The organism is Haloferula sp., from assembly GCF_049672945.1.
Taxonomy (GTDB): domain Bacteria; phylum Verrucomicrobiota; class Verrucomicrobiia; order Verrucomicrobiales; family Akkermansiaceae; genus Haloferula.
The window spans coordinates 19,472-39,736 of record NZ_JBATWY010000076.1 but is presented as its reverse complement, the minus strand read 5'-3'; the positions used below and the strand labels follow the sequence as shown (position 1 = coordinate 39,736).

Annotated in this window: 16 protein-coding genes; 9 read left to right on the top strand and 7 right to left on the bottom strand. The window is 59.0% G+C overall.

Annotation, left to right across the window (positions count from 1 at the left end; genetic code table 11):
• Positions 1–275 precede the first annotated feature (275 nt).
• Entirely contained in the window at positions 276–6,146 is a 5,871-nt protein-coding gene (uvrA, locus tag WBG04_RS06425; protein ID WP_424313556.1) for an excinuclease ABC subunit UvrA, read from the bottom strand.
• Positions 6,147–6,209: 63 nt separating this feature from the next.
• Here uvrA and WBG04_RS06420 point away from each other — a divergent pair, with 63 nt between their 5' ends.
• Positions 6,210–6,587 carry a globin gene (locus WBG04_RS06420; RefSeq protein WP_424313555.1) on the top strand — a complete coding sequence of 126 codons (378 nt, stop codon included), beginning with the start codon at positions 6,210–6,212 and terminating at the stop codon, positions 6,585–6,587.
• Between the two features lie 4 nt (positions 6,588–6,591).
• On the opposite strand, the gene WBG04_RS06415 is transcribed toward WBG04_RS06420, so the two are convergent.
• A complete protein-coding gene (locus tag WBG04_RS06415; protein WP_424313554.1) occupies positions 6,592–8,715 on the bottom strand; it encodes a protein kinase domain-containing protein in 2,124 nt (707 codons plus the stop codon).
• A 57-nt stretch (positions 8,716–8,772) separates the two neighbouring features.
• Positions 8,773–10,146 (bottom strand): lysostaphin resistance A-like protein, encoded by a 1,374-nt coding sequence (locus WBG04_RS06410; protein WP_424313553.1) that lies wholly within the window; start codon positions 10,144–10,146, stop codon positions 8,773–8,775.
• Between the two features lie 163 nt (positions 10,147–10,309).
• Here WBG04_RS06410 and WBG04_RS06405 point away from each other — a divergent pair, with 163 nt between their 5' ends.
• The 3 genes from WBG04_RS06405 to WBG04_RS06395 all read left to right on the top strand — a co-directional run bounded on the left by WBG04_RS06405 (position 10,310) and on the right by WBG04_RS06395 (position 12,676).
• Positions 10,310–11,209 (top strand): lysostaphin resistance A-like protein, encoded by a 900-nt coding sequence (locus WBG04_RS06405; RefSeq protein ID WP_424313552.1) that lies wholly within the window; start codon positions 10,310–10,312, stop codon positions 11,207–11,209.
• Positions 11,206–12,084 (top strand): thiamine-phosphate kinase, encoded by an 879-nt coding sequence (thiL, locus tag WBG04_RS06400; protein ID WP_424313551.1) that lies wholly within the window; start codon positions 11,206–11,208, stop codon positions 12,082–12,084. The genes WBG04_RS06405 and thiL overlap by 4 nt, the downstream gene beginning before the upstream one ends.
• Positions 12,085–12,217: 133 nt before the next feature.
• Positions 12,218–12,676: a tRNA (cytidine(34)-2'-O)-methyltransferase gene (locus WBG04_RS06395; RefSeq protein WP_424313550.1), complete on the top strand. Its 459-nt coding sequence runs from the start codon at positions 12,218–12,220 to the stop codon at positions 12,674–12,676.
• Position 12,677: 1 nt separating this feature from the next.
• Here WBG04_RS06395 and rseP read toward each other — a convergent pair whose 3' ends face one another.
• Positions 12,678–14,141, bottom strand: a complete 1,464-nt coding sequence (gene rseP, locus WBG04_RS06390) for an RIP metalloprotease RseP (protein ID WP_424313549.1) — start codon at positions 14,139–14,141, stop codon at positions 12,678–12,680.
• A gap of 146 nt (positions 14,142–14,287) precedes the next feature.
• Between rseP and WBG04_RS06385 the strand changes: the two genes are divergently transcribed.
• Positions 14,288–15,442 carry a hypothetical protein gene (locus WBG04_RS06385; protein ID WP_424313548.1) on the top strand — a complete coding sequence of 385 codons (1,155 nt, stop codon included), beginning with the start codon at positions 14,288–14,290 and terminating at the stop codon, positions 15,440–15,442.
• A gap of 47 nt (positions 15,443–15,489) precedes the next feature.
• On the top strand, positions 15,490–15,666 hold the full coding sequence (locus WBG04_RS06380) for a hypothetical protein (RefSeq protein ID WP_424313547.1): 177 nt from the start codon (positions 15,490–15,492) through the stop codon (positions 15,664–15,666).
• Between the two features lie 39 nt (positions 15,667–15,705).
• On the opposite strand, the gene WBG04_RS06375 is transcribed toward WBG04_RS06380, so the two are convergent.
• A complete protein-coding gene (locus WBG04_RS06375; protein WP_424313546.1) occupies positions 15,706–15,984 on the bottom strand; it encodes a hypothetical protein in 279 nt (92 codons plus the stop codon).
• Positions 15,985–16,305: 321 nt separating this feature from the next.
• On the opposite strand from WBG04_RS06375, the gene WBG04_RS06370 reads away from it, so the two are divergent.
• Together WBG04_RS06370 and WBG04_RS06365 are read left to right on the top strand one after the other, a co-directional pair.
• Positions 16,306–16,578, top strand: coding sequence for a type B 50S ribosomal protein L31 (locus tag WBG04_RS06370; RefSeq protein ID WP_424313545.1), 273 nt, complete (start codon positions 16,306–16,308; stop codon positions 16,576–16,578).
• A gap of 148 nt (positions 16,579–16,726) precedes the next feature.
• The gene (locus tag WBG04_RS06365; RefSeq protein ID WP_424313544.1) at positions 16,727–17,128 is read left to right on the top strand and encodes a hypothetical protein; all 402 of its coding nucleotides are present in this window, start codon (positions 16,727–16,729) and stop codon (positions 17,126–17,128) included.
• A gap of 221 nt (positions 17,129–17,349) precedes the next feature.
• On the opposite strand, the gene WBG04_RS06360 is transcribed toward WBG04_RS06365, so the two are convergent.
• A complete protein-coding gene (locus WBG04_RS06360; protein WP_424313543.1) occupies positions 17,350–17,511 on the bottom strand; it encodes a hypothetical protein in 162 nt (53 codons plus the stop codon).
• Positions 17,512–17,561: 50 nt separating this feature from the next.
• Here WBG04_RS06360 and tnpA point away from each other — a divergent pair, with 50 nt between their 5' ends.
• Entirely contained in the window at positions 17,562–18,017 is a 456-nt protein-coding gene (tnpA, locus tag WBG04_RS06355) for an IS200/IS605 family transposase (RefSeq protein ID WP_424313542.1), read from the top strand.
• A gap of 208 nt (positions 18,018–18,225) precedes the next feature.
• Here tnpA and WBG04_RS06350 read toward each other — a convergent pair whose 3' ends face one another.
• Entirely contained in the window at positions 18,226–19,950 is a 1,725-nt protein-coding gene (locus WBG04_RS06350) for a 30S ribosomal protein S1 (RefSeq protein WP_424313541.1), read from the bottom strand.
• Positions 19,951–20,265: the final 315 nt, after the last annotated feature.

The following is a 20,265-nucleotide window of genomic DNA, read 5'->3' as shown; positions in this document are numbered from 1 at the left end:
CATCAAATCCCTTTTTTGGTCCTTTTTGGATCAGCAAGATGGGCGAGGAGGCCTTCGAAGACGGACATGGGATTTGCCAGATCAGGTCGAGTCCGAGTTCGGCGGAAAACGGATCGCGGGAAGACAGGGTGAGGGTGCCGAGATAGGCCTTTGCGGCGAGCCTCCTATCGAAAGGATCGTGGTGACTCGGGAAGAGATATTCGGGGCAGGGCTGAACTTTTCAGCCTGTGGCGCCGATGAGGATTTTCAAGTGGCGTGGACCCCTGATGGAGTAACTACGAACGCTTGGTCGCGAGCTCCTTTTTGAGGAAGGGAGCGGTGGCGGAGCGTTTGGATTGGGCGATTTTTTCGGGGGGGCCTTGGGCGACGATGGTGCCGCCGTTCTCGCCTGCTTCCGGGCCGAGGTCGAGGATCCAGTCGGCTTCGGCGGCGACGGCCATGTGGTGCTCGATGACGATGACGGTGTGGCCTTCGTCGACAAGCCGGTGGAGGACGTCGATGAGCTTTCTCACGTCTTCGAGATGGAGGCCGACGGTGGGCTCTTCGATGAGATAGAGATTGGTGGCCTTGAGTGCTGCGTTGGTGAGTTGTGCTTTTGCGGAGCGGCCTTTGATGAGTTGAGAGACGAGTTTGATGCGCTGGGCTTCGCCGCCGGATAAGGTTGGGGATGGTTGGCCGAGTTGGAGGTAGCCGAGGCCGGTGTCGGCGAGGAGCTTCAATGGGGTGGCGATGCGCGGCTGGGATTCGAAGAATTCGGCAGCTTGCTCGATGGTGAGCCGGAGGACGTCGCCAATACTTTTTTCGCGGAAGCGGACTTCGAGGGTGGCAGGGTTGTAGCGGAGTTCGTCGCAGGTTTCGCAGGGGATCCAGGTGGTGGGGAGGAAGTCCATTTCGAGTTTGATGCGTCCATTGCCATCGCAGTCGGGGCAGCGACCGCCGCCGGTGTTGAAGGAAAAACGGGTGGCTTCGTAGCCGCGCATGCGCGACTCCGGGAGTTGGGCGAAGAGCTTGCGGATGTCGTCGAAGACCTTGACGTAGGTGGCGGGGCAGGAGCGGGAGGTTTTGCCGATGGGGGATTGGTCGACGGTGTAGGTGGACTTGATGTGTTGGAAGCCGGTGGCCTTCTTGAACGGCTTGTTCGCCTTGGACTTGGTGTCTGCGGCAGCGGCGACGCATTGGCGCATCAGGGTGGATTTTCCGGAGCCGGAGATGCCTGTTAGGACGGTGAGTCGACCGAGGGGGATGGCGGCGTCGATGTGCTTGAGGTTGTTGGCGTGGCAGCCGGTGAGTTTGAGTTGCTTGTGGGTCTTACCGATGGGGCGGCGCTTGCCACGGATGGGGTGGACGATCGGGTTTGTTAGAGCCTGGTAGGTGGGGGAGGCCTGCTGCGCGGGAGTGCCGAGTGCCGAGTTCCGAGTGCCAAGTGATGATTTGGCGGCTTTGCCGCGTTTTGTTTTTGGAGTGGGCGGGACGCCCACGCTCCCCTGTCTTGGGGGTGGGCCTTGGTAGACGATTTCGCCGCCGAGGCGTCCGGCGCCAGGGCCGAGGTCGATGAGGTGGTCGGCGCGGGCGATGGTGTCTTCGTCGTGCTCGACGATGACGAGGGAATTGCCTCGGTCGCGGAGGCCGACCAGGGTGTCTAACAGAGCTTCGTTGTCGCGCGGGTGGAGGCCGATGGTCGGTTCGTCGAGGACGTAGAGGACGCCGCGCAGGTTCGAGCCGAGTTGGGCGGCGAGGCGGATGCGCTGGGACTCGCCGCCAGAGAGCGTTTTGGCGGAGCGGTCGAGCTGGAGGTAGCCGAGGCCGACGTGTTGGAGGAAGGCGAGACGCTGGGTGATTTCGGGGAGGATGTCGCGCGAGATCAGATTCTGGCGGTTGTCGGTGAATTTGAGTTTGGTGAAATGGGCGGAAGACTCGATGACCGATTGGCTGGAGAGGTCGGCGATGGCGATGGCGTTGCGCTTGGTGGTCCCGAGGCGAACGGCGCGGGACTGGGGATTGAGGCGGGCGCCTTCGCAGCTGGGGCAGGTCACGAGTTCGTCGTGATCCATGCGCGAGACCTTGCGGTCGTCGTCCATTTCGGCGGCGAGGACGGAGTCGTAGCGGGAGATGTCCAAATGGTGACGCCCTTTGGGGATCTGGCCGTGGCCGCGGCACTCGGTGCACCAGCCGTGGGGAGAGTTGAAGGAGAAGAGGCGGGGATCGAGTTCATCGAAGGAGGTGTGGCAGGACGGGCAGGATGCTTCGGTGGAAAGAAGGACGAATTTCTTGTCGGGGGTGAAAAGGCGGATGGTGCCTTTGCCGAGTTCAAGGGCGCGTTCGATCGAAGCTGTGAGCTCGGTGATGGCGGATTGGTTTCCTTCGGCCACGACGACGTCGATGTCGTGCTCCTTGAAGCGGGCGAGGCGTTCGAAGCCTTCGGCGTCTTTGAATTGGCGATCTACCAGGAGTCTCGTAAATCCTTGTTTGAGGGCCCATTCGGCGACGTCGGTATGGTATCCCTTACGCCCACGGATGATGGGGGCGAGGATGGAGACGGGGCCCTTCTTGAGGTGGGCGCGGACGGTTTTCTCGATGGCGGCGATCGACTGTTTTTCGACGGGCACGTCGCAATCCGGGCAGTAGCGGGTGCCGAGCTTGGCGTACAGGAGGCGGATGAAGTTCCAGATTTCGGTGACGGTGGCGACGGTGGATTTGATGCCGCCCTGGGAGATGCGTTGCTCGATGGCGACGGTGGGGGGGAGGCCGGCGAGGAGGTCGAGGTCGGGTTTTTCCAGCTGCTCGGCGAACTGGCGTGCGTAGGTCGACATGGAGTCGAGGAAGCGTCGTTGGCCTTCGGCGAAGAGGATGTCGAAGGCGATGGTGGATTTGCCGGAACCGGAGAGGCCGGAGATGACGACGAACTGGTCGCGTGGGATGTCGACGGAGAGGTTCTTGAGGTTGTGCTCGCGGGCGCCGCGGAGGATGATGGCCCGCTGCGCGGGAGTGCCGAGTGCCGAGTGATCCGTGTGAAGTGATGATTTGGCGGCTTTGCCGCGCTTTCTGGATGACGAGGTACGAGTGCCCATGCTCACCTTGAGGAAGCGGCCGGTTTCGGTTTTGAGTTTGGCGATCGCTTCGGGTGGGCCTTCGCCGACGATCTGGCCGCCCTGGGTGCCGGCTTCCGGGCCGAGATCGATGATCCAGTCGGCGCTCTTGATGACGTCGAGATTGTGCTCGATGACGACGAGGGAGTGGCCGGAGTCGACGAGGCGTTGGAAGACGCCGAGCAGGCGTTCGATGTCGGAGAAGTGGAGGCCGGTGGTGGGTTCGTCGAGGATGAGGAGTTTGGTAGTGGGCTGCGGCTGATTGGGTTGCTTTTTGCCGCTGGAGTTCATGACCGGGACGGTCATGCCACTGGTAGGTTTGGTGGTGCTGGTAGAGGAGAGGATTTGGCAGAGTTTGAGGCGCTGGGATTCGCCGCCGGAGAGGGTGTTGAGGGGTTGGCCGAGGCGGAGGTAGCCGAGGCCGACTTCGGAAAGGGGGGCGAGGATGTCGCGGATTTGCTTGTGGCGCTTTTTGGAGGAAGGGCGGAGTTTTTTGCTGTCGTTGAAGAAGTTGATCGCTTGATCGATGGTGAGTTCGAGGACGTCGGCGATGGATTTTCCGAAGTAGGTGATGTCGAGGGCGGAGGGTTTGTAGCGGCGGCCAGAGCAATCGGGGCAGGTGACCTGAAGGTCGGACAGGAACTGCATTTCGACCTTCTCGCTACCGGCACCGGAGCAGCGGTCGCAGCGACCGTCGCCGGAGTTGAAGGAGAAGTAGCCGGTGTTCGCTCCCTGGGCTTGCGCAGCGGGTTCCTGGGCGAAGAGCTGGCGGATGAAGTTGAAGGCACCGAGGAGGACGGCGGGGGTGGAACGCGGGGTCCGGGCGAGCGGGGATTGGTCGACGAGAAGGACTTCGCTGAGGTACTCGGTTCCTAGTAATTCGCGGATCGGGGCGGCGCTGGTATCACCGAGAGGTTGGCCGAGCTTCTTGCAGAGATTGGTGTGGAGGACGTCGTGGGCGAGGGTGGATTTTCCGGAGCCGGAGACGCCGGTGACGCAGACGAAGAGATCGAGGGGAATGGAGGCGTCGAGTTTCTTGAGATTGTGGAGGGTGGCGCCTTTGATGTGGATGGATCGGTCGGTGGGGGTGCGGCGTTTGGCGGGTAGGGGGATGGATTTTTCGCCGGAGAGCCAGGGGAGGGTGCCGGAGTGATCCGTGTGAAGTGGTGATTTGGCGGCTTTGCCGCGGGTATTTTTAGAGGCGGGCGGGACGCCCACGCTCCCCTGATAGATAATATTGCCGCCGTGTTCGCCGGAGGCGGGGCCGAGGTCGATGAGGTTGTCGGCGGCGCGCATCACGGTTTCCTCGTGTTCGACGACGACGAGGGTGTTCCCGCGGTCGCGAAGCCGGTGCATGATGCCGACGAGGCGCTGGATGTCGCGGGAGTGGAGGCCGACGGTGGGTTCGTCGAGGACGAAGAGCGTGTTGGTTAGCGAGGCGCCGAGGCAGGCGGTGAGGTTGACGCGTTCGATTTCACCGCCGGAGAGGGTGCGGGCGGGGCGGTTGAGGGTGAGGTAGCCAAGCCCGACCTGGGTGAGGTAGTCGAGACGGTTGGTGATTTCGGTGTGGATGAGTTTAAGGGAGGGGTCGGGGGAAGTGCCGAGTGAGCAGTGAGCAGTGAGCAGTGTTTGAAAGAATGGGAGAAGTTCGTTGATGGGGAGGTGCCAGAGCTCGGGGAGGGTTTTGTCCTGGATCTTGAAGCAGAGGGCTTCGGGTTGGAGGCGTTTGCCGCGGCATTCAGGGCAGTTGGTGTAGGATCGGTAGCGGCTGAGGAAGATGCGGACGTGCATCTTGTAGGCCTTGGTTTCGAGCCAGTCGAAGAAGCCTTTGACGCCATACCAGCCGCCGGATTGTTTGATCTCTTCGAGATCCTCGATGTCTGAAGATGCGGGCGGGACGCCCAGGCTCCCCTGATCTCCGTAGTAGATCCATTCCTGGATGTCTTCATCGAGTTCGAACCATGGGGTCTTGATATCGATGCCGCGTTCTCTGCAGTTGCGGATCAGGTCACGCTGGCATTCCTCGCCGCGTTCGCCTTGAAAGGGTTTGATGGCTCCTTCCTTGATCGAGAGCGAGGGGTCGGGAACGGATTTCTCGAGGTCGAGTCCGATGGTTCTGCCGAATCCGCGGCACATCGGACAGGCGCCGACCGGGTTATTGAATGAGAAGAGGGCGGGGGTGGGTGGCCGGAGGGTGTGGCCGGTGGCGGGGTTGGTCCACTTGATGGTGAAGGACCGGGAAACTTGAGATTTGAGACTTGAGATTGAGGCTGTGCCTTTGCCGAGGGTGAAGGCGGCTTCGAGGGCTTCGAGGAGGCGGGTTTGGTTTTTTTTGGAGAGGGTGATGCGGTCCTGGATGATGGTTACTGTGGGGGAGGGGTTTGTCGGGCTGCTGGGGTTCATGACCGGGACGGTCATGCCACTGGTAGGGGGGGCTGGCTCGTCGGTGCGGAGGATTTCGCCGCTTGGGGTGAGGATGCGGAGGTAGCCTTGTTGGTTGAGGAAGGGGAAGAGGTCGTCGGTGCTGGTATCTTCGGGGATGGGGACGGAGAAGGTGATGAGGACGGCCTGGTTGGCGAGGTTTTCGAGGGTCCAGGCGGTGGCGGACTCGGGGGAGTCGGGGCGGATTTCTTCGCCGGTGACGGGATCGTAGCCGATGGCGCTGCGGGCGAAGAGGAGTTTGAGGTAGTCGTTGATCTCGGTGAGGGTGCCGACGGTTGAGCGGGAGGTGCGGATGGTGTTTTTTTGCTCGATGGCGATGGCGGGCGGGATGCCGTCGATGCGGTCGACATCGGGCTTGTCCATGCGGTCGAAGAACTGCCGGACGTAGGGGGAGAAGGTTTCGACGTAGCGTCGTTGGCCTTCGGCGTAGAGGGTGTGGAAGGCGAGGGAGGATTTGCCGCAGCCGGAGGGACCGGTGACGACGGTGAGTTGGCCGAGGGGGATGTCGAGATCGAGGTCCTTGAGGTTGTGCTGGCGGGCACCACGGATGGAGATCACATCCTTGGTTGGGCTCTTTTTGATGGTGGTCTTGCGTTTGGCGGACTTCTTGGCGGGCACGGGTGGACCCTAGGCGGGAGACCGAGGGTTGCCAGTGGAGTTTCACGCCTTAGTCTCCGGCTTGTGGAGACATTGGAGCAGAGGGTGGCCCGCGAGGTCGGGCCCGAGGGCATTGCCGCGATGGTGGCTGCGTTTTATGCCAAGGTGCGGGTGGATGAACTGATTGGGCCGATGTATCCGGACGAGGACTGGGAGGGGGCCGAGGAGCGTTTGCGGGACTTCCTGAAGTTCCGGCTGTTAGGGGATCCGACCTACACGTTTAAGAGAGGGCATCCCCGGCTGCGAATGCGTCACGCGGGTTTTTCGATCGGTGAGGCGGAGCGGGACCGATGGGTGGCCTTGATGTCCTCTGCGATGTTGGAAACGGAGGTGCCCGAAGAGGTTCGGGTGATGCTGGATGCCTTTTTCCTTCAGGTTGCGGATTTCATGCGTAACGAGTGAGTCTTCAATTGGCGGTTGCCGCGTCACGGCTCCATTCGATCACGAAGCCAGCGTCGGAGTTGGAGGGATCAGCGCTGCTCCAGCCTTTTCCTGGAATCAGGATCAAGGCGTCGCCGTCTTTGTCGGGTTCGATTCCGTCGATCCACGCCGCATTTTCCCAAGCTTCGCCGGTATCCCAGGTCCATTGACCGTCCTTGCGCTGGCCACCGAGCCAGAGGGTGGGGTCGGGTTGCAGGTCTTCCGTTTCATCGGCCAGCCAGCTGATTTCCTCGCTGCTGGACGGGACGGCAAGGGTACCACCTGCTCTGGCGGCGAGGGCCTCGGCCTGACTGCGCTTCACGGCGATCGGAAGGAGCAGGATTTGGCGCGCTCCGAGCGACACGGTCCCCGGGGGATAGATGGGGTTGGGAGAGTCGAGGGTCTGCTTGGTTCGCTCAAGGATGGTGATCAGCGTGCCGGGGTTTGAGCCATCGCGATACCACTGCAAGAGGAAAGGTTTGGTTTCAGTTGCCTTGCCGGCGCGTAGGATGCCCAGATCGCTCAGCGTGGCGAAGGGGCCGACTCCTTTTGGCTCGTCTTCGAGGTCCCAATCGGTGCCATCGTTGTCGGTCCAGACCTTGCGCTCGGAACGACCCGAGCCCAGCCAGGCGGTTTGGTCGTCGGGCACGAGTTGAGAGAGCCAGCTGAGCTCTTCGTTTGATTCGAGAATAGCCAGATGAGCGCCGTGTTCTTCGGCGAAAAGCTGGGCAGCATACCAGCTCATCGGAGATTCGACGAAGAGATAGTCGTTGGTTCCCCGGCGCTGGGATCCGACGGGAAGCTCGTCCCTTCGGCCTTGGGCCAGGTCGTCCTTCAGGCGGGCAAGGGACTCGGAGGTGGTCTCTTCGATGGGAGGGGCGGGTGGCGCTGTCTCCTCCGAGGCGGGAGTGCTAGATTCGGGTTTTGGTGCCGGAGGGGATTCTTTGATGGGGGTGACGACGACTTCCGGTTTTGGTGCTGGTCTTGGGGTGGTCTGTCTTTCCTCTACGCCGGGTTTTTCGCCACTCCCGATGTTCTTTTTGGCGCGTTGCAGCATTTTGTAGCCGAAACCGATCACCGCGATCAGAAAGGCGATGATCGCCATGTTCCGAGCGAGCGACCAGTTGTCGCCGGTTGCGACGGGGAGAGGCACGGGTTTGGGTGCGTGGCTGGGTGCGTGGCTGGGTGCGTGGCTGGGTGCGTGGCTTGCCGGGGTGCGGACACTGGCGGGGTGCGGAGTCTTTGGTTTTGGGGAGCCTGTCTTTGGCGGGGTCACCAACATGGGCTTGGATTTCGCTCCCGTGGCAAGGCGACGGCTTGTGGGGCGCCAAGCGGTGAGGGCAGCGGCCATTTCAGCAGTGGACTGGTAGCGATTGGTGATTTGAGGATCGGTGGCTTTTTGCCAGATGGCGTCGAGCGTCCGGTCTCCGAAAGGTGTGGGAGCCTCAACCCCGTTGGGGTCGGGTCGCTGTCCGGTGATGAGTTCGTGAAGGATGACCCCGACTGCGTAGATGTCGGTGCCGATCCCTGCCTGCTCGGGGCTGTGGATAAGCTCAGGGGCGGCGTATCCTGGGGTGCCCATGACTTCCCCTGACCCAACGGTATCGGCGTGCTGAGCGAGGCCGAAGTCGCCGATTTTTGGTTCGGCCTTGGGAGTGAGGAGGATGTTGGCTGGTTTGATGTCGCGGTGAAGAATACCGTTTTCATGGGCGTGCCCGAGTCCCTCGCAGATGCCTTTGACGATTTCGATTGCCTGCTTGGGTTCAATGATTTTGTTCCAAGCAGAGTGGTAGAGCGACTTTCCGTCGACGAACTCCATGACGATGTAGGGCATCCCGTCGATGTCTCCGAAGTCATAAACCCCAAGGAGGTTGGGGTGGTTGAGCTTGGCCATGGCTTTAGCCTCGGTCTCAAATGATTCGCGGAATCCGGGGTCTTCACCTAGTTCGCGAGGCAGGATTTTGATCGCCACTTCACGATCGAGGGATCTTTGGCGTGCCTTGTAGACCGCGCCCATTCCCCCTTGGGCGATGAAGAACTCGAAGTCATAGGCTGGAAGCATTTGGGCAAGCTGATCCAGCTCGGGGGCTTTAAAGGTCTCTTGACTCATTTTCGTAAGATTGAATGGGGGAGGTGGGCAAGATTTGCCAGCGCTTTTGGAGGTCCGTTAGGATAGCGGCGTGTGGTAGACGATCCATTCAGGTATCTTTATCGCTGCATTGTAAAGGGCGTGGAGGCCGATGGCGGTGAGGAGGGCGCGGCTGGAAGCGTAGCAAAGAGCGCATGTCATGCCGACGGAGAAGACCATGATCAGGCTGGGCAGTTCGTAGAAGTGGACGAGAGCAAAAACGGCCGATGAAGCGATGGCGGCGGCCCAGATTCTGATGCGGTTTGCGAGGGATCGGAAAAGTACGCCGCGGTAAAGGATTTCCTCGGCAATCGGAGCGGCAATGCAGGCGGAGGCCAGGCTATAAAGCAGACCCCAATAGCCTTCTTCGGAAGCCTGAAGGCCCCCGAGGGGGTCGGGTGGTCCGGATCGGTCGAGGGTCATTCGCAGTCCGAACTCGATGATTTGGAGGATGGCAAAGCTTCCGAGGATGAGTTTGATGTTGAGGGGACCACCCATTCCGAGGCGGGTGAACGCATGCCTTGAGCGTCGAAACAGGAAACCGAGGGCGATCAGGGCCGGGAGAAATCGGGTGAGGCTGTCGAGCGCGATGAAGAAGGGCATCGACATCAGTGGTTTCCTTTCGCCATCGGTTGCGATCGGGGCGAGGTGCTCGAGTGCGGCATTGAAAGTGATGGTGAATCCGACGTGGGCAAGGTAGGCGAGGAGGAAGACGCCGAGACCGAAGCCGATATGCCAGCGGTGGGAGTAATTGACGCGTTGGCGACGTTTGCGGCGTCCGGCGCGCATGAACGCGATCAGGGTGCCGGGGACGAAGACGAGTCCTCCGAGTGTTAGGGCGAGCACCGCTCCTCTTGCTTTGATGGCGGTGTTGGTGAGGTCCTGGCTACGTGCTTGGACAAGTTTGGCGGCGTACTCGGTTTCCGGAAGATTGAGTCCGCGAAGGTAGGCGAGGTCCCACCAGTATTCCTGACCGGTGATGATGCGTGAGAGAATGGGCTCGGGTGGAGGAGGGCCGGGGAGGCCGAGGGTGGTGAATGGTCCTGTGGCGGCGTTTGCGTCCTGCTGGAGAGCGATAACGATGGCCAGCGCATAGGCTCCTTCGTCGTTCAATGCGCGGGTTGCCGGGTCCTCCTGAAGGCGGAGGCGTTTTCCTGCCAACTGCCGAAAGGATGCCTCGGTGGTGGCGAGGGTTTGCTCAAGGGGATCCACTCCAAGGGCGAGAAGCATCCAGTCGGGAAGGTTTGCGGTGCCTTCCGCGATCCGGAGATCCCGGTCCGCCTTGCGCAGCGACAATTCCCAGGCATCGGGCGGTGGGCCTGCCGGATGGCCGAGGTGATTGTCCCAGAGCCAGACCCCAAAGACGAAGATCAAGAGCAACAGCAGCGGCTCGGAAAAGCGGCGCCGAAGCAATTGACGATAGGGGTTCTGCGTGAAATCTGGCGGGTAGATTGCTGGAGAATCGGTTTTTTTAGGCCGTTCTGCAAGCTTAGGTAGAATATCAATCGATACTAAATCATCGGATGGATCGATTTCCCGCTCGCCCCTGGCAGCGAGGCTCCGCAAAGTCCGCCTGATGCCGAAAGACGTGGGGTTCTGGATCGTGATGAGCGCGGTGATTTTGGCGGGCGTGGTTTTCGTCGTCGGCTGGTTGCGCCAGCGTTTGCTTGTTGCGCAGAATCCGGCTCCGGATGCCTTTCAGGACCTTGTGGTTCCTCCACCCTTGTCGGGCCCGATGACGTCGGGTTGGTGGCGGATCTCGACCGTGATCTACAACCGCTGGGATCTTGTCCTGATGGCTTCGGTCTGCGGGTTTTACCTGCTGCCGCTGATCCTCGAAATCTTCGTCGGGAAAAACGAGATGGGAGAGATGACGATCGGGATGGCGGTGATGACGATCGGGATCCAGTTGTTCATGATGGCCTTCGTGATCGGGTTCGTGGCCTGGCGGATGCAACCGACGCGGTGGTTGGGATTGAGGTGGCCAATGTGGCCGCTGGTCTTTCCGATTTCGATTGTGGGGGTGCTGTTCACCTGGGGGGTGCTGGGTGTGCTTCAGGCCGTGGGTTTTTTTGAATGGCTGCAGACGGAGATGGGAAATGACGGCAAGCAGGAGGTGGTCAAGGCCTTTGCGGAGATTGAGGACCCATTGACTCTGGGTTTGATGGTGGTGATGGCGGCAGTGGTGGCTCCTCTAACAGAAGAGGTCTTGTTTCGCGGATATGTCTATCCCGTTGCCAAGCGATACATTGGTCGCTGGGCGGCGATTATTTTTGGCGCTCTGATCTTTGCGGCGATTCACAACAATGCGCAGGCTCTGATTCCCCTGTTTGTTTTGGCGGTGCTGCTGACGCTGGCCTACGAGTTTACCGGGTCGATCTGGGCCCCGATTGGAATCCATGCGCTGTTCAATGCGGCGACCGTGGGTGCGCAACTGGCGATCCGGTATGGGCTGATTGAGGACCCGGGGCTATGAAGCGATTGCGCGACATCGGGGAAGATGCCCTGATTGGCAGGTTGTTGAGGGGTTTTCCTGTCGGCGACTTGCACACCGGACCGGGCGACGACTGTGCGGTGGTGGACCCGGGTCGGGGTCGGCTGCGGCTTTTGAAGACGGATGCGATCGTTGAAGGCGTGCATTTTTTGCCGGAGGCCGCTGCATCGAAGGTCGGTTGGAAAGCGGCGGCGCGAGTGCTCAGTGACTTTGCGGCGATGGGTGGTCGGCCGGAGTATTTGATGGTCACCGTGGCGCTTTCGGCGGAGACGCCAGTGAAGTGGGCGGAGGGGCTGTATCGTGGGATTCGGCGGTGTTTGGAGAAGCACGGTGGGACGCTCGCGGGCGGAGAAACGACGGCCGTTCCGGTTGGGGCTCCGGCGGTGATTTCGGTGGCAGGTGAGGGGAGTGTTGCGCGTGGCGAGTTGGTGCTGAGATCGGGTGGTAAGCCCGGCGATGTGCTGGCAGTGTCGGGACGATTGGGCGGATCAATTAAAGGGAAGCATCTGAGTTTCACACCGCGGCTGTTAGAAGGGCAGTGGCTCGGGAAGATGGGGGCGCGAGCGATGATGGATTTGTCCGATGGCTTGGCGAAGGATTTGCCGAGGCTGGCGAAAATGTGCGGCTGTGGATTTGAGGTGAATGCAGATTTGGTCCCGAGGACGCGCGGGTGTTCCGTCGAAGAAGCGGTGGGTGATGGTGAGGACTACGAGTTGTTAGTCGCGGTGCCGGAAAAGCGGTGGGGGAAATTGGTCGACGAATGGCCAGACGGTTTTGCGAAGCTTACGAAGATTGGCGTGCTTGCTAAGAGCGGTGGAAAGCTCGAGGGCGGTTGGGAGCACTTTTTGAAAAGCTGAAAAGCTGAAAAGCTGAAAGGCTGAAAAGCTGAAAGGCTGAAAGGCTGAAAGGCTGAAATCTGAAATCTGAAATCTGAAATCTGAAAGGCTGAAATTTGGAACACCGAGATTTGAAATCTGAAATTGGATTGAGATGCTGAATATTGTGATGGTTGAGCCTGAGATTCCGCACAATGCGGGGGCGGCGGGCAGGTTGGCTTTGGCCACGGGCGCGCGGCTTCATTTGGTGAAGCCACTGGGGTTTTCACTCGATGATAAGCACGTGCGCCGGACCGGGCTCGACTACTGGAAAGACGTCGATGTGAAGGTCTGGGAAAACTTTGAGGAACTCCGCGAGGCTGTGGATCAAGAGGCGCGGCTATGGTTTCTAACAACCAAGGCGACGCGGAGTCACTGGGATGCAGAGTTTCGCGATGGCGATTACCTCGTGTTCGGTTGCGAGTCGCGGGGACTTCCAGAGACTTTGATTCGCGACGCGGGCGAGCAAGCAGTGCGGATTCCGATGAAGGAAGGCAGCACGCGTAGTCTGAACCTATCAACCGCCGTCGGCATCGTGCTCTACGAAGCCGTGCGGCAGGTCGGTGGCGTCTGAATTATTCAGCGGCTGGCTTCGGGAAGACGTATCTCGTGGGGGAGTCGTCGCCTCCTCCCATTCCGAAGTCGTCAACGACATCTTTGGACGTCACGTAGATCATGATGCTGAAGAGAATGAACACGAAACCAATTTGAATGACTTCTAGGAATTTCACATTCACTGGTCGGCGCGCAATGGCTTCCATGGTGGCGATGGTAATATGACCACCATCGAGAACAGGGAATGGAAGCATATTCAAAATCGCCAAGTTGATGTTGATGAGAACCATGAAGGCAAGAATCCGGTGGAACGGATTGTCCATAAGTAATGAGTAATACTGGATCTTTCCGATGCCGACTGGGCCGCTAAGGTGTTGGATTCCGATGCTCGATTGCGGCGAGGCCACGGTGGTGATCGTGATCCACATGCTTTGCACAGTTTCGCTAATTTGCTCGAAAGGGGTGGGCTTGATCCATTCGCGCACGTAGAAGTCGGGAACGTCAAACATTGCGCCAAGCATGAATGGCTGATCTTTCGCTTTTGGGTCTGGCGTCTCAGGGATCATGCGTGCTGGAGCAACCGGGATTTCCATTTCCTTGCCGTCTCTCAAAATTGAGATGTTGAGAGTTTTGCCTTCGCTCAGTTGGATGGCTTCGGTGACTTGTTCGTACTGAGTCACAGCAACTCCATCGACCTCAAGAAAGACGTCACCCACTTCGAAACCTGCAAGTTTGGCAGGGGCATTTTCATCTTCCGAAAAGCCCGTAATCTGGACGGGGCCCTCAGGGCGGATAGGGATGAGACCAACTTCACGGGTCTTCTTACGTTGCCACCATTTAGATTCCGGGATTTCGAATTCCGAGACGATGTTCATTTCCCCAACTCCTGGACGATCTACGGTGAATTGGATCTGATCGCCCTTACTGGTCACGATGTGCATGTAGACACTGTTGAGAGGCATGTTCCAGTTTTCAACAGGCTGGCCATTGATCGCGATGATCTTGTCGTTGCGCTGGAAGCCGGCTTTATCAGCTGGGCTGTCGTGTTGAACCCAACCGACCGTCGTCGTGTGAATGATGTCGATGGGTTTCTTGATGACGTAAATCACCAGTGCCGCGGTAAGGGCGAGAAGGAACGAGAACAAGGGGCCGGCGAAGGCGACGATGATCTTGTCCAATGGCGAAATTGGAGGAAGTGGTTCTTCGCCTTCACTGTTCTGGCCTTCAATCGCACCCATTGGTGCCATCTGAGGAAGTGCGACGAATCCGCCTGCTGGGATCCAGCCGAGGCCGTATTGGACGCCCTTGATGGTTTTACTCCAGATCGGCTTGCCGAACCAGATCTGGAAGCGGTCGATTTTTAGTCCGCGCCATTTGGCTGCCCAGAAGTGGCCGAGCTCGTGGACGAAGATGATCAGGTTGAACACCATGATCACGACTAAGATCAGGAGCGCGACGAGAAGAGGATTCGGATCAGCAGGCATGGGAGCTTTCGCGCGGAGCCTACGGCGGGCAGGAAATGCTTCAAGAAGTTTAAGTTTACGGGAACGCGTGAATTTGCGGTGGGATTTGGTGGGGAATGGTGAACGGGAATTGACGTCCGGGGTTTCAAAATCCGAGTATCCCGAGCGTGGCTTATCGGATCGATGAATGGCTCGTGCGTGGCGAGATCGACAACACGGAGGAAGGAAAGACCACCGGGTGGCTGTGGCTCCTCGGCCGTTCAGAGCCGATCACGCTCGATCTGATCGGCGATTGCTGGCGGGATTTGGCCGGGTCGCGCTTGAAATTTCGTAATCCCGACCCGCGGCCGGGTGGCAGCGTTGAGTTGGCGGTCAGGCAGACGGGATTGGTGGGGGACATGACGGCTTCCCGCAAGGTCCGGGTTCCGTGCTGTCCGAGCGACGAATTTGCGGCGCGCTGTGCTGCTGGGGATGACGTTCCTTTGGTCTGGAGGAACACGCTCTACCTGGAGTGGTTCAGTGAAGCCAACGGGCGGGTGGTCATCGAAACCGCCGACTTTGAGATGGAGCTCACAGGCCCTCAATGGGACATGGATGCGGACGCTGAGAATGCCCAGAAGCTGGCGAACATGCAGGCGATGAGAGATTTTCTCAATGGGATGATCGGGCGGCGCGAGCCATCGCCGGATCGGGAAGCTCCGAGGGATGATGAGTTTGAATGGGAGGAACGCTTGAAGGAGTCGGACCGATTGACGGACGCCTACCAGGAGGTGATGGAGAAATACATGGATGACCCGGACGCGGAGCAGAAAGAGGCTTTCGTGATGGGATGGGATGGTTTGTTGGATGCCATGGCGGCCGAGTCCGAAGGCAAGGAGGTCGAGATGCCGGAATGGAAGCAGGAGGCCTGCGAAGCGTCGGAGGAAGCGGCCAAGTCGGAAGCGTGGAAGGATGAGGATGAACTGTTCAAGGCGCATCCGCTGCAGGAAGGGGCCCAGGAGCTGGCGATGCGCTCGTTCGACCTCGTGAGGGAGGATTCCCGCGAGCCCTCAGATGCGAGCGAAATGACCGGTGCTTTGATGAAGGTGGCGGCCAAGCTCGCTGCGGCCCTCAACGGGACCTACGAGCGGGAGGCGGGTTATGTGCTGGCGATCCTCAAGCGCTGCCTGAGCTGGCTGAACGACGCCTTGGCCGCTTGCGGACGGCTGATCGACAGCGAATCTGACAATGACAAGGCAAGAGCGCTGGAAGCGCTGAGGGACGAGGTCTTTTCGCTGAGGCAGGAAATGACGGACCTGAGAAAAGAACTTAAGGGATCTTAATGATTGGGCGTTGCACTCGCCTCGTTTGGGCGTTATGGAAAGCCTTCATGAAGAACATCGCACTCGGCATCGTCGCAGTCCTTATCTTGGGATCGTGCAACACGATGATTGGTATCGGACGGGACTTCCGCCAGCTGGGAGCCGGATTGGAGAACAAGGCGCACGGGCTCCCCTTCAATGGATCTGAGACCCATGAAGACGACGGGAACCTGCCGACCTACTAGATGTAAGCTGGTCGGAGGATCTGACGCGTCGATTGCTGCTTACTTGCTGCCGGCGACGGTGCCGGTGCATTTGTAGCCCGCGTTGTAGCCCCAGATGTAGTTGTTCCGATAAGCTGAGGGAAGGGTTTCGGAGTCTTCGTTGATGTGAGGATTGGCGGTGTTACCGGATTTGCGGTCATTGCATCCGTCGTTGTAGCCGCGCTTGTAGGCATCGGTTTCCGTGTATCCGGCAGCGGGATTGCCGTAAACGGTCTCGGAGCAGGAAACCGCTCCGAATGCCAAGCCTAGGGTGAACAGGGTGAGTATGGCTGATTTCATAGCGTGGACTCATTAATCTTAAAAATCCAGACCGTCCAGCTTCGAATACTATTTGGGTATCTTAAATTACTAGGCGGGCGGGTTTTTGGGGGGTAAATGGGCGGTTTGATCGAAATTTGCGGTATTTGTGGCGTAATTGGCTGCAGCGCCGGGTTGGAGGAGCTTTTTACGGCTTTGCCTGCCTGACCCGGTAGGGCTCTTTTTTTACAATGGGGACGAAATCCGTTGAAATAGGGGGGCTTGGCGGCTTGACAGCGCAAAATTGGCGTGCATTCTCCCGCCCCCACCGCGTTGGAAACGTGGTGGCTTTCCGATACCGCCATGAAAAAGGATCTTCATCCCGAAAACCACCCGGCCATTTTCGTCGATATGACGACCGGGACCAAGTTCGTCACGACCTCGACCCGCACTTCTGAGAAGAAGGAAACGATCGACGGCGTGGAATACAACGTGATCTCGATGGGTGTCACCTCCGACTCCCACCCGTTCTTCACCGGTCAGAAGCAGTTCGTCGATACCGAGGGACGCATCGACAAGTTCCAAAAGCGTTTCGGCGCAGTGCGCCGCGCCGGCAAGCCGAAGCTTGGCGCCTGATTCGGAATCGAAGTTTCCGAATTTTTCCAGAACGTCCGTCCGCTTGAAAGCGGCCGGGCGTTTTTTTGTGAGTGGGTCGGGTCGCTTTGTGTGAGTCTTGCCGATGATGAAGTGGTTGATGGGAAGCCTGCTCAATGAGCGTCGGTCCGTGGTTTACACCATCGTGTTCGGGATCTGGGCTCAGGTTTTTCTCTACTGCGTCCTTCACGACCAGTATTTGATCCGGATCGCGCCGGAACATTTCACGGTCTACCATGCGCCACTTTGGGGGATCACCGACTTAAGCCTGTTGGCTGCGGCATGGGCCTTCAAGGCATCGATCGGGCCGGGCTTGCTGCTGGGTTTGGGAGCGGCGTTTGTGGGTCGGGCAGGAACGCGGCCCAGGATGCCGGTGGGTAAAATATTGAAAGTGAATGCGGGGTTGATTGTGGTGACCGAACTCTGTGGCCTGGCCAGTGGCGCGTATGCGTGGATGACCGGTGAGATGCTTTACCCGGAGATGATTTATCCCGAGGAAACGAGGCCTTTGATTACGACGCAGACGATTTAAGCTGACTTGTTATCTGGTGGGGACGCTGACGGGGGTTGGTTTTCTTGTCTGGATCAGATGGTGGCGGAGAAGGGCGACGGAATCGGTGTGACGGTGGAAGTGCCCCAATGCTCCGCAACCCCCTTGGACTTGGTGGTCTATGGGTGGCGGGTGATCTCAGGGTGGTTGCAACCCTGGGCTTTTTTCGGAATCCCGTTGGGATTCAGAGAAGAGGATGTTGGTTAGGCGAGGCGGTTGGCGTGGTCTGATTGGCGATATGGTCGGGGCAGCAGGGTGAGCAGGGTGAGCAGGGTGAGCAGGGGGAGCAGGGGTAAGGTGTCGCCGTGGGAAAACCCCGAGGGGGTTTCGTACAAGAGCCCCGGGTTGGAACAACCCGGGGTCATAGTTCTTCTGGTTTTACAACCCCAACGGGGTTGCGTAGGGGTGGATCACGATGCCTCAATCCCTCGCCCGCGTCTATTTGCACATCGTCTTTTCCACCAAGAACCGGGAGTCGATCTTCAGGACGAAAGAACTCCGCGATGAATCACATGCCTACCTCGCAGGTGTCGTGAAAAAACTCGGCTGCCAAGCAGTCGAAATCGGAGGCATGGCCGATCATGTGCATCTCCTCGTGGTCCAATCACGGACCATCACCATCGCCGATTTGGTTAAGGAAACGAAACGCGTTTCGACCGGGTGGATTCAGGAGAAGGGCGGAGTATTCACGAATTTCAGATGGCAGGCGGGATATGGCGTCTTTTCGGTGTCTCAATCGAATGTGGAAGCCGTGGCGGAATACGTTCGAAATCAGGAGGAGCATCATCGGAGGATGACGTTTCAGGATGAGTATCGAGCGTTGTTGAAGAAGCATGCGGTGGTGGTTGAGGAGATGCATCTTTGGGATTGAAGGAGTCGCTACTCCGCAACCCCGTTGGGGTTGCCGTTCTCGGGTGATCGATGGTCCCAGGGTTGGGGCAACCCTGGGCTAATTTGCGTAACCCCTTTGGGGTTGATGCTCTCGGGATCCGTTTAGTTTTTTGTAGTAGGTAAGGGAGACACAAAAAAGCCGGGCCCGCTTGCGCGGGTCCGGCTTGGGAATGATGCGAGTCGGAGAATTACTTCTCGTCCTCGTCGGCTTCGTCGGTCGGGCTCCACTCCTCGGCCGCTGCGGTGGCGAGGTTGAAGGCCTGCTCGAGGCCGACCATTTCGCTGGAAGGCTTGAGGCTCTCGAAGCTGGCGCTTTCCTTCTTGAGGTCCGCTTCGCTGTAGTTGACGGCCTTGATCGAAAGTCCGATGCGGCGCTCGACCTTGTCGACCTTGATCACGCGGGCTTCGATTTCGTCGCCGACCTTGATGACGTCCTTGACCTTCTCCACGTGGTCTTCGCTGAGTTGCGAGATGTGGATGAGGCCGTCGATGTCGCCGTCGAGGCTGACGAATGCGCCGAACGAAGCGATCTTCGCGACGGTGCCCTTGACCAGGTCCCCGACCTTGAAGCGGTCGTCGATGAGGCTCCATGGATCGTCCTCAAGCTGCTTGCAGCCAAGTGAGACGCGCTGGTTGGCCTTGTCGATGGAGATGACGATCGCTTCCACTTCGTCGCCCTTCTTGAGGACTTCGGAGGGGTGGTTGATCTTGCGCGTCCAGGACATGTCGGAAACGTGCACCATGCCGTCGATGCCTTCTTCGAGTTCGACGAAGGCGCCATAGGCGGTGAGGTTGCGGACAGGGCCCTTGATGGTGGCTCCGATCGGGTAGCGGGTTTCGATTTCGTCCCATGGATTCGGTTCGAGCTGGCGAACACCGAGGGAGATCTTTTGCTCCTCGATGCTGATGCCGAGCACGACGGCTTCGATTTCCTGACCGAGCTCGAGCACGTCGCTCGGACGGGTGATGCGCTTGACCCAGGAGAGTTCGGAAACGTGGACGAGCCCTTCGACGCCCTTCTCGATTTCGACGAATGCGCCGTAGGGGAGAAGCTTGGTGATGCTGCCCTTGACGTTGGTGCCGATGGCGAACCTGCGTTCGATGTCTTCCCATGGGTTGTCGGTCATCTGCTTGAGGCCGAGCGAAACGCGCTCTTTCTCGCGATCGACATCGAGGATGATGACATCGACCGGCTGGCCGATGATGAGCATCTCGGACGGGTGGTTGATGCGGCCCCACGACATGTCGGTGACATGAAGGAGTCCGTCCATTCCCTCGAGATCGACGAAGGCGCCGAAGTCGGTGATGTTCTTGACGGCACCGGTGACGCGGTCTCCGACCTTGACGGTCTGAAGGAAGCGCTGGCGCTGTTCGGCGCGCTCGGCTTCGATGACCTCGCGGCGGGAGAGAACGATGTTCTTGCGCTCGTCGTTGACCTTGACGATTTTGAATTCGTAGACGTTGCCGACGTATTCGGTGAGATCTTTTGGTGGGATGATGTCGACCTGGGATCCGGGAAGGAAAGCTTCGACGCCGACGTTGACGGTAAGTCCGCCTTTGACGACTGCTTTGACTTTGCCGCGAACGAGTCCGCCGTCTTCGTAGACTTTGACGATCTTGTCCCAGTTCTGTTTGTAGGCGGCCTTTTCCTTGGAAAGGACGACCATGCCTTCATCGTTTTCGAGTTTTTCGAGGAGGACTTCGACTTCGTCGCCGACTTCGATTTCCTCGTCTTCGAATTCAGAAGAAGCGATGGTGCCCTCGGACTTGTAGCCGATATCGACGAGGATCACCTGGGGGCGGATCTCGATGATCGTGCCCATGACGATGCTGCCTTCTTTGAACTCGCGGAACTTTGAATCAATGAGATCGTTTAGTTCCTGGTTGGTGTTTTCAAGCACTGCGGTGCTCATACTGGTTAGTGGTTAGGTTGGTTTGGTTAATCGCTCGTCCTTCCGAATTGCCCCGATTTTCCGACCACCACGCTACGGGGCTCCAACTGCGTGGTGGCTTTGGGAAAGAGAAACGGGCGGCGAAACTAGGGATCGGAGGGGGTATGGCAAGGCTAAAGGCCTTGTTTTTAGGGGTCTGCGACCCAGTGCCGAGTGCCAAGGGAGCAGTGATCAGTGGATTCTGCGCGACAGACGTCGCGGAGGGTGGGTTTGGTCAAATCCCCGCTCCTTGCTTGGCAGGAGGCGGATTGCGGGGAAAATGGCGGGGTGGAGAAG

Excerpts from the sequence above, each read along its gene's own strand:
- WBG04_RS06415 (WP_424313554.1), bottom strand. The coding sequence starts at position 8,715 with ATGAGTCAAGAGACCTTTAAAGCCCCCGAGCTGGATCAGCTTGCCCAA.
- WBG04_RS06405 (WP_424313552.1), top strand. The coding sequence starts at position 10,310 with ATGCCGAAAGACGTGGGGTTCTGGATCGTGATGAGCGCGGTGATTTTG.
- thiL (WP_424313551.1), top strand. The coding sequence starts at position 11,206 with ATGAAGCGATTGCGCGACATCGGGGAAGATGCCCTGATTGGCAGGTTG.
- WBG04_RS06395 (WP_424313550.1), top strand. The coding sequence starts at position 12,218 with ATGCTGAATATTGTGATGGTTGAGCCTGAGATTCCGCACAATGCGGGG.
- rseP (WP_424313549.1), bottom strand. The coding sequence starts at position 14,141 with ATGCCTGCTGATCCGAATCCTCTTCTCGTCGCGCTCCTGATCTTAGTC.
- WBG04_RS06380 (WP_424313547.1), top strand. The coding sequence starts at position 15,490 with ATGAAGAACATCGCACTCGGCATCGTCGCAGTCCTTATCTTGGGATCG.
- WBG04_RS06375 (WP_424313546.1), bottom strand. The coding sequence starts at position 15,984 with ATGAAATCAGCCATACTCACCCTGTTCACCCTAGGCTTGGCATTCGGA.
- WBG04_RS06370 (WP_424313545.1), top strand. The coding sequence starts at position 16,306 with ATGAAAAAGGATCTTCATCCCGAAAACCACCCGGCCATTTTCGTCGAT.
- WBG04_RS06360 (WP_424313543.1), bottom strand. The coding sequence starts at position 17,511 with ATGACCCCGGGTTGTTCCAACCCGGGGCTCTTGTACGAAACCCCCTCG.
- tnpA (WP_424313542.1), top strand. The coding sequence starts at position 17,562 with ATGCCTCAATCCCTCGCCCGCGTCTATTTGCACATCGTCTTTTCCACC.
- WBG04_RS06350 (WP_424313541.1), bottom strand. The coding sequence starts at position 19,950 with ATGAGCACCGCAGTGCTTGAAAACACCAACCAGGAACTAAACGATCTC.